The organism is Chitinophaga sp. S165 (assembly GCF_003182155.1).
Taxonomy (GTDB): Bacteria; Bacteroidota; Bacteroidia; order Chitinophagales; family Chitinophagaceae; genus Chitinophaga.
Genome location: NZ_QGTG01000008.1, coordinates 1 through 14948 on the forward strand (window position 1 = coordinate 1; position 14948 = coordinate 14948).

Here is a 14948-nt window from a genome sequence, read left to right on the forward strand (position 1 = left end):
TTAAGTATCGCTTATGTATCGCTCATCCTACGTTCATCTTACGTTCATGAACGTAAGATGAACGTAGGATGAGCGATACATAAGCGATACTTAACCGAACCCATAGCGTTGTTTATGGGGGTAACAGCCCTGTTTCAGTGCTGATCTTAAAAAAGCCGGCCTGTAGTACTACAGGCCGGCTGGAATCAAAATGGCTTTTTCAAAAAGATCAGTGGTTAACAAGTATTTTGCTTGTCTGGATGCCTTCCTTGCTTTGAATGCGCAGGATATAAACACCATTAGACAAATTGCCTATATCCAATGTCTTGATATTCCGTCCTTTATTTACAGTCGTGATCGTTGTCTGTCTCACTCTTCCCTGCATATCAACCAGCTGCAATATTGCCTGTCCGGGTCTTTCTATGTCCAGGTATACCTGTAACTGGCGGCCAAAGATACACCAGAAAAGTTTCTTAATCAGATCTTTAAGTGTAACTATCACCCTTTCATTGCTGCTATAGCTGACTGTTCCGTCCAGTCCCACTGTTTTCAGCCTGTAATAAGAAACGCCGAGCCAGGCACGGGTGTCGTAGGTTACATAACTGTTTGGCAGTGATGTAGTTCCGTGTGCGTCTACCGTGTCTACTGACTCATATTGCTGCTGGTTACGGGAGCGTTGTACTACAAAATAGGCTGTATTCAGCTCATAAGGGGTGCTCCAGGTCAGTTTGACGTCTCCTGTGTCAACTGTTGCAGAGAAGTCTTCCAGCGGCGCCGGATGGGCCAGGACGTGCAGGTTGTAATTCGTCTGCACGGGGTAGTGGTCCGTGGTGGTGCTGCTGTAACTGTTCACCAGTTTTTCCACTTCGATCCGCACGCGGGCAGATCCGGGCAGGTAGCTCAGCGCCATTTCATCCGAAGCTAGCACATTGTCTATCACCGTATTAAAGGATGCGGTGGATTTCTTACCCTGAAGGCTGAGCGGCAGGGTCAATGGTTTATAATGCGCACTGTCATTTATGAAGTCGATATAAGAAGTCGTGGTATCCGGTGCAAGCTCGGTGGTAATGGTTTTGTCGAAGGCATCATTGAAGTCGCCCAGTACCACCAGATTGGCTGTAGGATACTGTGCATCCAGGCTGTCTTTCAGTTCAAGCGCGCCATTCCTGCGTCTGTGCCAAGATTCGATCTTATCGGCCGCATTGCCTGTGTTGGCTTTGGAGTGCAGTAATACGAAGCGGATCGTTGCACTGTCATTATTCAGCTTAGCCCGGGCTTCCAGGAGGAATGGGAACCTGCCGGACGACCAGTTATAATAGGCATCACTACTACCACCACGGCGTAATACACCGTAAGAGCTCAATCCTTTAATAACAGACGTTTTATACAGGAAGGCCAGTTTCTGGGCGGAAACGTAGTCGGCGTCCTTAACACTATCTGCATAAGAACCAAAGTCTGAGATGATATAACTATAACCAGGCATCTGGCTGGCCACTGCTCTGAAACGTGCAGTATCCACTACTTCTGCCAGTGCAAAGATGTCTGCATCCAGCTTTTTGAGGATGGTGGTCACATTGGCCTGTTGCAGGCTGTCGTTAGCCGGGTTCTGTGCCGGACTGCCGAACCATTCAATATTCCAGTTCACGACTTTCAGTGATCGGAGGGAGGTGCCGGAAAGCTGAATATCCGGAACGTGAATACTATCGGCATCGAAGGTGATGGTACCAGTATAGTTCTGATCGGCAGCAGCAGGCTGGAATTTTACCCACACGGTACGTGGGCCGTTCAGGGAATCCGGGACATAGGTCAGCGACTGTGTATATGTGCCATTGCTGTCTTTTGCTATGGTAAAGCCTGCGGATGATATAAGTATCAGACTATCCGTAAAATCATTTGCCTGGAAGGTAAACGGTAACGGACCCGACACCTGTCCTGCGGGCACGTAGTCAAAGTCTATACTGCTGGTATTCAGGTCCAGGGATGGTTTAGGCGCCTCAGTACTATTAGTGATATTAAAATTATCCAGCGTCCAGCGGGCGGCGCCGATGGCTGGAGAGGAGGCATATACGAAGGCGATATAAACGTTAGGTTGTTTGAAGGCTGCCAGATTGATACTGTCTGAAACCGTCCAGGTATCTGACAGTAAGGCTGGGAAACGACCGTTTACCGGTGACCAGGTAGCGGTATGCGGATTGCTGACGCCGTCATAGTTGGTGGACACTACGAGTTGAAGTGCAGGGCCGGAGAAGGCAGTACGGCTGGCAAAATCCAGTAGCGGGAAGTCAAAACCTGACAGATCGAAAGCCGGAGAGATGAGCCAGTCCTCGTTCTCTATCGGACCACCGCTGAATCCGTTGGTCTGTACACCGTTCCCGTTCTGTCCGAAAGTGGTGCAATCCCATTTCTGAGCGCCGGTTACGCTATACTGTTTGAAGCCACCGGTGATACTTCCGGTAATACAGGCGTTGAAATCGAACGACAACTGCTGTGTGCCGGTTGTGAATGTCCAGGAATTGCTGCCATTAATGCCCGCAAATGCATTGTCGCTGAGATCTGTGATAGCAGTGTCGTCTACGGTGATGTAGTAGCTCTGCTGTGGTTGCAGATTCACCGCCAGGGTGAGTGTCTTGTTGGCGATGATGACTGCGCTGCTATTCACGGGGAATACCTGTTGGGTACCGGCAGTGATGTTATTCAACACTACTACGCCATTGGCGGCCTTGATATTCTCCGTGAAGAATATGGAAGGTTGTGCGGCGGGCGATACGCCTGTGGTACCATTGGCAGGGAACAGGCTGTCGATGGCAGGAGGGGTGGTATCAGCACCTCCGTTGCCGGCGGCGATGTTGTCAATGGCAAAAGAAGGCCGGGAGCCGGCGCCACTGATCTGACGGTTCACCCAGCGCAGCTGTACGACCGGCTGATTATCGCAGGCAGCTGGCAGGACCAGCGAGCGGTGGGCAGAATCCTGCGGGGTAGTTACACCCGATCCGGTTTGTTGGGTGGTACCGCTTTGATACTCGATACCTGTGATATTTGTAAAGTTGCCGGTTGTTCCAACGCGGTACTGTAAGGTCACTTCGTTGATGCGGGTGTTGCTTGTGCCGTCGTACGGGTTACGGAGCGTCATAACATCATACTGGAGAGAAACATTCGTCTGGCCAACGGTATTCAATGCCAGGACGAGCGAGTTATCCACACTGCCGCTATTGAGGAAGCCCAGTTTTCCGGAGTAATTATAAACGCCGTTGGTAGTACTGGAGGCACTGCCTGTAATGAGTGCCTTGTCGGATGCCGGTGCCAGGACATTAAAGTTGCCTGAAGGCGAACCGGACAGCGTCCATCCCTGCCAGCCATCCGGGTAGGTGGTGGAGGAGGGAGATAAGGCATTGAAAGTCTGCTGATAAGGCAGTGTCTGTGCAGCGGGTTGGGTCTGTGCCTGGGTATTGGCAAAACAAACCGCAGCAAAGAAAAGGAGTAAAGGTCTTTTCATTTAAATAGAGGTTTAGAATTGAGGGTGTCGGGTAAAAACATTCATCTCAACAGTCATCGGGGTCAGGATATTAAAGCTACAATATTTGTGTTAGAGTTGAGGGGGCATCTATATGATTTATTTGTTAAGCCGGACGACCGGAAGTACGCTTTATACATGGCGTATACATGCTTCATATACGACGCATCCATGACGCATGGGTGGACCTGAACATTGGTTTTCTGCCTTTGGACTCACCGGGATGATACCTGAAGTACGCTTTATACATGGCGTATACATGCTTCATATACGACGCATCCATGACGCATGGGTGGACCTGAACATTGGTTTTCTGTCCTCCGGCCGTCCCATTTTACCGGAGGCAGGCAAAATGTGACATTTCTGCATATAAAGGTCCTGAGAGTCGAAGCAGAGACCAAGCAGAGAACTAGCAGAGACCAAGCAGAGAAGACGGAAGAGTACCAAAAACGGCTTCTTTGAACTATCTGCCGGACACTTTGTCAGCTAAATGTCTGATGGCATATCCTTTGTCAGGAAAAAAATAAAATTTTCAACCCATGCAGAAAGGTGCAATACGTGTTCAGACAGAGAACATTTTCCCCATTATTAAGAAATTCCTCTATTCAGACCATGAGATCTTTATCCGCGAACTGGTGAGTAATGCGGTTGATGCTACACAAAAGTTAAAAACTTTGGCTAGTGTCGGAGAGTTTAAAGGTGAGCTGGGCACCCCGGAGATTACAGTAAAACTGGATAAAGAGAACAAGACACTTACTATCTCTGATATGGGGGTAGGTATGACCGCTGAAGAAGTGGATAAATATATCAACCAGGTAGCTTTTTCCGGTGCGGAAGAATTCCTGAATAAATATAAAGGTCAGACAGATGGCGCTAATATCATTGGTCATTTCGGTCTGGGTTTCTATTCATCTTTCATGGTGAGTAACCAGGTAGAAATATTCACAAAATCACACAAAGCAGAAGCACCGGCCGTGCGCTGGGAATGTGATGGCAGCCCTGAATATGTACTGGAAGAAACCACTAAAGAAAGCCGTGGTACTGACATCGTGCTGCACATAAATGAGGAAAGCGAAGAGTTCCTGGATGAACATCGCATTCAGACGATGCTGGAGAAGTTCTGTAAGTTCCTGCCAGTGCCTGTAAAATTTGCAGACAAGCAGTTGAACAATACCAGCCCTGCATGGACGAAGAAGCCAAGTGACCTGACACCTGAAGATTATCAGAATTTCTATAAAGAACTGTATCCATATGCAGAAGCGCCATTGTTCTGGATCCATCTGAATGTGGATTATCCGTTCAATCTTACGGGTATCCTGTATTTCCCGAAGATCAGCAAGAGTTTCGAAGTACAGAAAGATAAGATCAGTTTGTATTCCAATCAGGTATTTGTGACTGATGAAGTGAAGGATATTGTTCCGGAATTCCTGATGTTACTGCATGGTGTGATAGATAGTCCGGATATTCCACTGAACGTAAGCCGCAGCTACCTGCAGGGAGATCCGAACGTGAAAAAGATCAGCTCTTATATTACTAAGAAAGTAGCTGATAAACTGGATGAGATCTTCCGTAATGATCGTAAGAGCTTTGAAGAGAAATGGGAATCAATCGGTCTGTTTGCTAAGTATGGTATGATGACCGATGATAAATTCTCTGAGAAAGGAAACAAATTCCTGATCATGGAAGATATCACGGAGCCTGGCAAATTCTATACACTGGAAGAATACAAGCAGGAAACAACTGCATTGCAGACTAACAAGGACGGGAAGCTGGTAGTATTGTACGCAACTAATGCAGTGCAGCAGGATAGCTACATACAGGCTGCAAAGAACAAAGGTTATAAGATCGTGAAGCTGGATACTATTGTGGATGCTGCGTTCATCAACAATATGGAACCAAGATGGGATAGTATGCAATTCACCCGTGTTGATGCTGATATTGCAGATAACCTGGTGGATAAAGATGAGAAATCAGAAAGTGTATTATCAACTGATCAGGAAACAAAACTGAAGGAGTTGTTCGAGCATATTCCACAGCAGCATGTGAAGGTTGAATTAAAGGGATTGAGTGCAGATGCACAGCCGGTAATCGTTACACGTCCGGAGTTTATGCGTCGTATGAAAGATATGGCAGCAGTAGGGGGAAGTGGTATGAGCTGGTACGCGAATATGCCTGATGAGATCAACATGACGATCAATGCAAACCATCCGATCTATCTGCAGATCCTTGATGAAAATGATAACGATAAGCAACAGAAACAGGTACGTAACCTGGCGGATCTGGCATTATTATCACAGAACCTGCTGACCGGTGCTGACCTTACAGCTTTTGTGAACAGAAGTGTGGAATTAATGAGTGCTGAAAAGAAAAATTAAGTGCCTGAATAAGGAAATAAATTAGTAGATTTATAGTAGGAAAATAACAACCAGAATCCCGTCTCATGCTGAATGAGACGGGATTTTTTCATTTCAGGCACACATATGAAAAGAAGAATAATTAAGAGATTTGCGTATGTGCTACTGATTGTTACTTTAGGTAATATGGTAGCCTGCTCTAAGAGAAATGACGCTGCTATACCTGGTGGCGGCAATGGGATAGATACTGTTCCCAATCCACCGAATCCTCCCCAGGAAGATGTGTTTGACCCGCAAACTCCCGGTATTACTGTAAAGACTATGGATTATAAAGGAGGTAATATCGACGATTATCTGCTTTATATACCAGATACCTACAATGAAAAAAAGAGTTATAAATGGCCAATAGTGATCTTCCTTCATGGAGTGGGGGAGATAGGTACAGATATCAATATCATCCGGAGAGTAGGTTTAGCCAAAGTGGTAGCAGGAAAACAGTTTGTGATGATCGCACCGCAATGTACTGCTAACTGGTGGAACACCGACGTTTTGCAACAATTGTACAAGGAAGTATTGAAGAAATATCATGTGGATAGCTCGCGTGTTTATTTAACGGGATTAAGTATGGGAGGGTTTGGTACATGGAGTTGGGCGCAGACCAGTCCTGAGAAATTCGCAGCTATTGTTCCTATTTGTGGCGTAGGTACACCATTGCAGGCATGTGTATTGACAAAAATGCCGGTATGGGCTTTCCATAATGCCGATGATCAGACAGTTGGTGTAGCGGGTTCGAGAGATATGGTAAATGCGCTGAAAAAATGTGGCAGCAACCTGGTTAAGTACACTGAAAAACCCAACGGCGGGCATGATGCATGGACAGACGCATATGCTGACGATGCTTTATATACATGGCTATTACAACAGAAAAAATAACTGTTGATGTATCTTTTGAAAAGATGCCGTGATAAGTAATGTTACTTAGTGGTGGGCTCTGATGTCAATCACTTTCAATTGCAGGTTCATTTTACCGTTCCATTCATTTTCATCGATGGTAAAGGCCATATCAAATGGTTGTTTACTGCTCACGATGTGGAATTTTTCGGACATGTAGAATCCTATGCCCGTTAATGCATTGGGTGATCTGCCTTGTTTTACGGAGAACTTAATGTGCTCATCCTTCACCAGCCTTGAATAACCACTATCTGTTACATTCCTTACAAGGAAAACGGGGCGCAGGTTCTCTGGTCCCAACGGCTCAAACTGGCGAAGAATATTGAAGAATGCGGGGGTGATATCTTTCAGTTGTATTTCAGTATCGATCACTATTTCCGGAACGAGCAGGTCGGGATCGATGGTAGTGGCAACAACCTCCTCAAATTTTTTCTGAAACGCAGCAACGTTTTCAGGTTTCAATGTCATACCAGCTGCATAGAAGTGACCTCCGTAGTTTTCGAGCAGCTCTTTACATTGGTGAATTGCCTCATACACGTTGAAACCGGTAACAGAGCGTGCGGAGCCTGCTACTTTATCATTACTTAGTGTAAGAATAATAGTTGGGCGGTAATAGTATTTATCAATCAACCGTGAAGCAACGATGCCTACTACGCCTTTGTGCCAGTCTGGTTTATAAAGAACGGTTGATTTTTTATCCTGGAGCGTGAGATCGTTCTGGAGTAATTCAACAGCTTCTTTTGTGATGTTACCATCAACTTCTTTTCTGTCAAAATTATCGGCATGCAGTACTTTAGCGATCTCCATCGCTTTCTCTTTGTCTGTTTCCACGAACAGGTTCACTGCTTTTCTTGCATCGTCCATTCTACCGGCCGCGTTGACACGGGGTGCGATCACAAATACAAGATTAGAAATGGTGAGTTGTTCTTTTAATCCACTTAATTCTATCAGCGCCTGTATACCGGGAAGCGGAGATGAGTTGACCTTTTTTAATCCATGAAAAGCCAGTACTCTGTTCTCGCCAGTCATTGGTACGATATCGGCAGCGATACTGGTGGCCACGAGGTCCAGGTAATTATGCACCTTTTCGTCGGGTACACCTCTTTTTTGTGCGAAAGCGGAGATCAGTTTATAGCCTATACCGCAACCGCTTAATTCTTTATAAGGATAAGGGCAGTCGTATTGTTTCGGATTCAGGATGGCTACAGCAGGCGGCAATATAGCATCGGGCAGGTGATGGTCGCAGATAATGAAGTCTATGCCATTGTTGGCGGCCCAGGTGATCTGATCGATCGCTTTGATGCCGCAGTCCAATGCAATGACGAGCGTGAATTCATTATCGCGGGCATATTCTATACCCTGGGTGGAGATGCCGTATCCTTCCTTATAGCGGTGAGGAATATAGAACTCGATATTGCTGTAGAGGGTGTGCAGAAAGTCGTACACAGTAGCTACGGCGGTGGTACCATCCACGTCATAATCTCCGAAAACAAGGATCTTTTCATTTCTGAAGAAGGCCTGTTCGATACGGGAGACTGCTTTGTCCATGTCTTTCATGAGCCAGGGATCGTGAAGGTCCATGAGAGTCGGTCTGAAGAACAGGCGTGATTCATCATAGGTATGCATACCCCGTTGTACCAGCAACCTGCATAGCAAAGGATGAATGCGTAGAGACGACTGGAGCAATGCTTCCTGTTTTGGTTGATAAGATCGGACTGTCCAGCGTTTTTGCATTAATCCTGAGTTAGTATCTAAAGTTGTTTGAAAATTTTTTCTGTTCTCGGAAGATAAGTTTTTATTGTTTAAAAAGTACGGTCTGTGGTATATCTTACCAATGTTTCCAGGCCGGTCCGTATATTATTATCAGGAAAGCTGTGTAAGATGGCTAATGCTTCGTCGCGGTACTGGAACATTTTCTGTTGTGTATATTCAATTCCCCCTGATTTCTTAACCATTTCGATGACTTCAGCAACGCGGTCTTTATCGGTATTGTGGTTTTTGACGATATTAATAATACGTCTTCTGTCGTCGGGTGTGGCATGTTCCAGTGTATAAATAAGCGGAAGCGTCATTTTCTTTTCCCGTATATCGATACCTGTAGGTTTACCTATTTTATCTGAGCCATAGTCGAAAAGGTCGTCTTTGATCTGGAAGGCGATCCCTACCTTTTCACCGAAGAGGCGCATTTGTTCGGTGGTTTCATCGTTGTTGGTAGTGCTCCAGGCGCCGGCAGCACAGGCGGAGGCGAGGAGGGAGGCTGTTTTCCGGCGAATGATCTCGAAGTATATATCTTCTTTAATATTTAGCTTACGTGTTTTTTCGATCTGCAGCAGTTCTCCTTCGCTCATTTCTTTTACGGCTTCTGAGAGGATCTTCAGGGCCTTGAACTCATTATTGCTTACTGATAACAGTAATCCTTTAGACAGCAGATAGTCACCTACCAATACGGCTATCTTGTTTTTCCACAGTGCGTTGATAGAGAAGAAGCCGCGTCTTTCGTTGGCATCGTCTACGACATCATCATGAACAAGGGTAGCTGTATGCAGCAATTCTACGAAGGCAGCGGCTCTGTATGTGCTTTCCTGTATATTATTATTAAAGAGTTTGGCAGATAAAAGCACGAACATGGGCCTGATCTGCTTGCCTTTACGCTTAACGATGTAATGCATGATCCTGTCCAGCAGGGGGACATGACTTTTTACAGCGTCTGCGAATTTGCTTTCAAAATCCTGTAATTCCTTACTGATCAGGTGTTTAATTTCGTCCATAGGTGCTTTAAAAAGATTGCTAAGCTATGCTTAAAATGTCAAATTTTAACAATTTGGCCCCTAATTTGTATATATGGGTGTAACATAACTTTAACATTACTTTGTTTTAGTTATAACAAATATGCTTATTAGTTATATACCAAAGCAAATTAAGGTATAACATTTGTTTTACCTAAACACTAGTAGTTAACTAGTTATCAATGAAAATAATATTGTAACAAAAATTTGAATATTCATCTGAGAATTTTACCTTTGCTGGGTAAAAAAACGGGTTATTAGTAAATTTTTAACAGTTTTTAAATAGAAAACAATTATGGCAAGCAAAAAGTACTTATTACTGGCAGGCGCTATGAGTCTCCTAGCGGCGTCCTCCAGTTTTGCACAAGTTACCCCTGTTTATGATGCCCTGGATTCAAGTAAAGTACCAGCGTCTAGACAGGCACAACAGAACAATTTTTCAAACCACCAGTATGACTTCCCTGCGAAACCTCGCGATATGTGGGAATTAGGTTTCCATGGTGGTCTTCACCTGATCAATGGTACTATTCCAGCTAGACCAGGTTTTGGTGGTGGTGTTTCCCTGAGAAAATCACTGGGTCACACAATCTCCGTAAGGGCTGAGTATACCGGCGCTTTCGATAAAGGTCTGGACTACAGATTAAGACCTGCTATCACTAACAATAGCACTGCATGGGCTCCATACGTTGGTACCAGCGGAATCGTAGCTAACTATAAAACAGCTTCTCACCAGCTGTCATTAGATCTGATGGCTTCCCTGAGCAACATCCTGTTCTACAAGGCTCAGCCTAAGATCAACTGGTATGTATTCGGTGGTTACAGCCTGGGTCTGATCGACGTTGACGTTGATGCATTAGGTGCTAATGGTCAGCCATACGATTTCGACCAGATCAACTTCTCTGCTCCTCGTAAAGACATCAAAGATCAGCTGAAAAACATGCTGGACGGAGATTACGAGCAGAACGCTCCATCTCAGGGTAACAGAGGTAACATCGGTCGTAAAGACAACAACCAACTGTGGCGTCATGGTGCTGATTTCGGTACTGGTATCGCTTTCAGAGTTTCTAAACGTTTCAACATCGGTATCGAAGAGAAATATACTTTGTACTTTGATGACTATCTGGACGGTTATTCCTCTCCATTTAGCAACCACAAAGACGCTTTCAGCTACACCAGCGTTCGTCTGAACTTCAACCTGGGTAACAGCTCTAAACGCGTTGAGCCATTATGGTGGGTAAATCCGCTGAATTACGCTTACAACGAACTGAGCGCACCTCGTCACATGAAGCTGCCTACTCCGGTACTGCCTGATGCTGATGGTGATGGTGTTACTGACCAGTTTGATCGTGAGCCTAACACACCAGCTGGTGCTCCAGTTGATGTTCACGGTGTAGCAAAAGATACAGATGGTGACGGTGTTCCTGACTTCAAGGATAAACAACTGGTTACTCCAACTTACTGCCAGCCAGTTGACGCTGATGGTGTTGGTAAATGCCCAGATCCTGAGTGCTGCAAGAACATGACTGTAGCTCCAAACTGTAACACACTGGTTCTGCCTAGCGTATCTTTCAAAGGTAGCTCTACTAAAGTTGCTACTGACAACGAAGCTATCCTGGCTTCAGTTGCTAGCACACTGAAATCTAACCCATCTTGTAACATCCTGGTTACTGGCCACGCTGGTGCTAAAGGTAAAAAAGGTGGTGTTGATCTGAGCAGCAGAAGAGTTGATGCAGTTATCGACTACCTGGCTGACAAGCAAGGTATCGATCGCGGTCGCTTCATCAAACAAAACACTCCTGGTGAGTCTTCTACTGTTGATTTAGCTCCAGCTAACTAATAGTGTCTCACTAAGAAGATATAAGGCCCCGTCTCGTGCAAACCGAGACGGGGTTTTTTAATGCGCGGATTTTTCATTATTTGTACATATCCGCAATTCCACCTAACTTTGGTGGCTTTTTTATTAAATACATATTTCGTGAGAAAAGACTTTAACAAGGTAAGCCTGGCCGGTTTAGTGGTAGCTTTAGGTATTATCTACGGTGACATTGGAACCTCTCCGTTATACGTTTTCAAGGCAATTGTAGGTAATAACCCCGTAAGCGACCTCCTGATAATCGGTGGTATATCCTGTATCATCTGGACCCTGACTTTACAAACGACTATTAAATATGTGATCCTGACACTCCGGGCCGATAACAAAGGGGAGGGCGGGATCTTCTCTTTATATGCCCTTGTCAGGCGACATGCCAAATGGGCCGTTATCTTCGGGATGATAGGAGGAGCCGCCCTACTTGCCGACGGGATCATTACACCACCTATTACTGTTACATCTGCCATCGAAGGTTTACGCACACTTGAAGTATTCAAAGACCTCAGTCAGTGGACAATTGTAAAGATCGTTCTTACCATTATCACCTTAATGTTCGTAGTACAACAGTTCGGAACCGTATCTATCGGTAAACTGTTTGGCCCCATCATGGTGATCTGGTTTTCAATGCTGGGAGTACTGGGGCTATCCCACATCGTTGATGATGTGGCTGTATTCAAAGCCTTCAGCCCACATTATGCCATCGAACTGCTAACTACCTACCCTCGCGGGTTTATGATATTGGGAGCGGTGTTCCTCTGTACCACCGGGGCTGAAGCCCTGTATTCCGATCTGGGGCACTGTGGTAAAGGTAACATCCGGGTTTCCTGGACATTCGTAAAAGCCTGTCTGATCCTCAACTACCTGGGACAAGGCGCATGGCTCCTCACACAGAAAGGACAGATCATACCGAAAGACCAGAACCCATTCTTTGCTATCATGCCTGAATGGTTTGTCATCTTCGGCGTATTGATTGCCACCCTGGCTTCCATCATTGCCAGCCAGGCACTGATATCAGGGTCTTTTACCCTCATTTCGGAAGCAATGCGACTGAACCTCTGGCCTAAATTAAAGATCAATTATCCTACAGAAGAGCGTGGACAGCTATACATACCGGGCATCAATACCATGTTATTTGTAGGCTGTGTAGCCATCGTTCTGATCTTTAAAGAATCGACTGCCATGGAAGCGGCTTATGGCTTGTCTATCACCATCTGCATGCTGATGACATCCTGCCTGTTCGCTTTCTATCTATATACAAGGAGGGTCCGGCTAAGCCTGATCCTGATATACCTGGTGACCTTTTTTACGCTTGAATTCTCCTTCCTTTTTGCCAACCTTGTGAAGTTCATGCACGGTGGTTATGTTACCGTGATCGTGGCAGGGATTCTTTTCCTGATCATGATGGTGTGGTTTAAATCCAGGAAGATCAAGAACCGGTACGTGGAATTCGTACGGCTTGAAGATCATCTTCCGGTGATCCAGGAGTTAAGTAACGACAGTACTATTCCTAAATATGCCACTCACCTGGTGTATATGAGTAGTGCCGATAATCCGAAAGAGATCGAACATAAGATCATCTATTCCATCCTGAACAAGAAGCCTAAAAGAGCTGACATCTATTGGTTCGTACATGTGGACGTTGTGGATGAGCCTTATCTGAGTGAATATTCCGTACAGACGATCATTCCGAATGAAGTGATCAGGGTTGAATTCAGGCTCGGTTTTAAAGTGGAACAGCGTATTAACCTGATGTTCCGCATGGTGGTGGAAGATATGGTGCGTAACAAGGAAGTGAACATTACCAGCCGGTACGAATCACTAAGTAAGAACAATGTGGTGGGCGATTTTCAGTTCATCGTCATGGAGAAGTTCCTGTCGCACGATAATGATCTGCCTCTCTACGAGCGTCTGGTGATGCGTATGTATTTCTTCCTGAAAAAGATCAGCTTATCCGAAGAGCGTGGTTTCGGACTGGATTCCAGCTACGTAACAATCGAAAAGTATCCGTTGGTGGTATCGCCGGTCACGAACCTGCAATTGCGACGGATCATACATTCTTAACAGAAAGGCCGGCTTAACGCTGGCCTTTTGCTTTTTTAGTCTATATAGAATCCGAACTTACCCATTCGTTCATCTCTCATCGCCTCCATAATTTCGGTCTGTGTATTCATTACATACGGACCGTGCCAGGCAACCGGCTCATTTAACGGTTCTCCATCACAGTAGAGGATAATTGCATCACTGCTGGCTGTGATATTGATAGTATCTCCTTCATTGTCGAAGAGCACCAGGGACCTGTCTGTGGCTGTAGCTCCATTCACTGTTACATTTCCACGTAACACATAGAACAGTACATTTCTGCCCGCTGCTACGGCGATATCTGCCTTGCTTTCCGGCTCCATTTTTATCAACAGGGCATTCACCCCCGTGAGAGAGTTAATAGCGCCTTTATGGCCGTTCCAATTGCCTCCTGCGATGGCTATCTGCACCTTGCCATCATCTGTCTTTACCACAGGGATATCATCCTTCTGCAAGCCGGTATATTTGGCCGGGTTCATTTTCCATTTAGCCGGCAGGTTGATCCATAACTGTATAAGTTCCAGATCGCCGCCTTCTTCCTTAAAGGACTTTTCCACATATTCATTGTGGATCAATCCTCTTGCTGCCGACATCCACTGTACGCCGCCTGCATCGATCCTGCTATGATAGCCGTGAGAATCTTTATGTACTACGTGCCCGCTGATGATCCAGGTGACCGTTTCAAATCCCCTGTGCGGGTGAGGACCGAATGGCATTCCGCTGTTAAAGGGAGGTAATGTCATTGGTCCGTGGTGATGTAATAACAGGAATGGGTCCGTTGCCTTGCCGTCCTGATAAGGCAAAGGACTATAGAAGTAATAATCACTCAGAGAGCCTGTTACCGGATGGTTGTTTACAACCTTATTTACTGTCTTTTGCATATGCAAATTTACGAAGGAAGGGGTGGGTAAAGAATGGATAGATTAAGGCAAAGGGTGGATAGATTTTTACACGCATTCAGCCTTTTTGTGCTGCATGCCGGTAGTTGATTTTAGCGTATCTTTTATACAAATTAATATTATGGCGGAATATGAAAAGAAGGGCAACCCGAGCGATCACCTGGCAAACGAACGTACCCTGCTTGCCTGGACCAGAACAAGTATTGGAATAATGGCATTTGGCTTTGTAGTGGTCAAATTTTCGCTTTTTGTGAAGCAGATCTCACTGGTGTTGGGGGAGGAGTACGCAATCCATTCCAGGGGGATTTCTGCGCTTGTAGGGATACTATTGGTAGCGGTGGGTGCAGCTACCACGATATTCTCATATATCCGGTACAGGCGTACGGAGAAACAGCTTAAGGAAGGGACTTATAATCATTCATCTTTGCTTATTACTTTATTGACGGCGTTTATATTTCTTGTGAGTGTGTTGCTGATCGTCTATCTGATAGAGAGTGCTTAGAGGTATAAAAAAAGTCC

At 45.5% G+C, this 14948-nt stretch carries 9 protein-coding genes; 5 read left to right on the plus strand and 4 right to left on the minus strand.

The genetic code is table 11. The features are described 5' to 3' along the window. Nucleotides 1–208 precede the first annotated feature (208 nt). Nucleotides 209–3472: an Ig-like domain-containing protein gene (locus C7475_RS24970; RefSeq protein WP_110056149.1), complete on the minus strand. Its 3264-nt coding sequence runs from the start codon at nt 3470–3472 to the stop codon at nt 209–211. 557 nt (nt 3473–4029) lie between these two features. Between C7475_RS24970 and htpG the strand changes: the two genes are divergently transcribed. Then, nucleotides 4030–5865: a molecular chaperone HtpG gene (gene htpG / locus C7475_RS24980; RefSeq protein WP_110056151.1), complete on the plus strand. Its 1836-nt coding sequence runs from the start codon at nt 4030–4032 to the stop codon at nt 5863–5865. 105 nt (nt 5866–5970) lie between these two features. Then, complete coding sequence (locus tag C7475_RS24985; RefSeq protein WP_158286613.1) at nt 5971–6777, plus strand: alpha/beta hydrolase-fold protein; 807 nt, start codon at nt 5971–5973, stop codon at nt 6775–6777. Between the two features lie 45 nt (nt 6778–6822). Here C7475_RS24985 and recJ read toward each other — a convergent pair whose 3' ends face one another. After that, complete coding sequence (gene recJ / locus C7475_RS24990; protein ID WP_110056153.1) at nt 6823–8529, minus strand: single-stranded-DNA-specific exonuclease RecJ; 1707 nt, start codon at nt 8527–8529, stop codon at nt 6823–6825. A 68-nt stretch (nt 8530–8597) separates the two neighbouring features. Continuing rightward, entirely contained in the window at nt 8598–9563 is a 966-nt protein-coding gene (locus C7475_RS24995; protein ID WP_110056154.1) for a polyprenyl synthetase family protein, read from the minus strand. A 313-nt stretch (nt 9564–9876) separates the two neighbouring features. Between C7475_RS24995 and C7475_RS25000 the strand changes: the two genes are divergently transcribed. Next, entirely contained in the window at nt 9877–11418 is a 1542-nt protein-coding gene (locus C7475_RS25000) for an OmpA family protein (protein ID WP_110056155.1), read from the plus strand. Nucleotides 11419–11556: 138 nt separating this feature from the next. Then, a complete protein-coding gene (locus C7475_RS25005; RefSeq protein ID WP_233259955.1) occupies nt 11557–13512 on the plus strand; it encodes a KUP/HAK/KT family potassium transporter in 1956 nt (651 codons plus the stop codon). Between the two features lie 35 nt (nt 13513–13547). Here the strand turns inward: C7475_RS25005 and C7475_RS25010 are convergent, their stop codons facing one another. Beyond that, nucleotides 13548–14411 carry a pirin family protein gene (locus C7475_RS25010; protein ID WP_110056156.1) on the minus strand — a complete coding sequence of 288 codons (864 nt, stop codon included), beginning with the start codon at nt 14409–14411 and terminating at the stop codon, nt 13548–13550. Nucleotides 14412–14550: 139 nt separating this feature from the next. Between C7475_RS25010 and C7475_RS25015 the strand changes: the two genes are divergently transcribed. Beyond that, the gene (locus C7475_RS25015; protein ID WP_110056441.1) at nt 14551–14931 is read left to right on the plus strand and encodes a YidH family protein; all 381 of its coding nucleotides are present in this window, start codon (nt 14551–14553) and stop codon (nt 14929–14931) included. Nucleotides 14932–14948 lie beyond the last annotated feature (17 nt).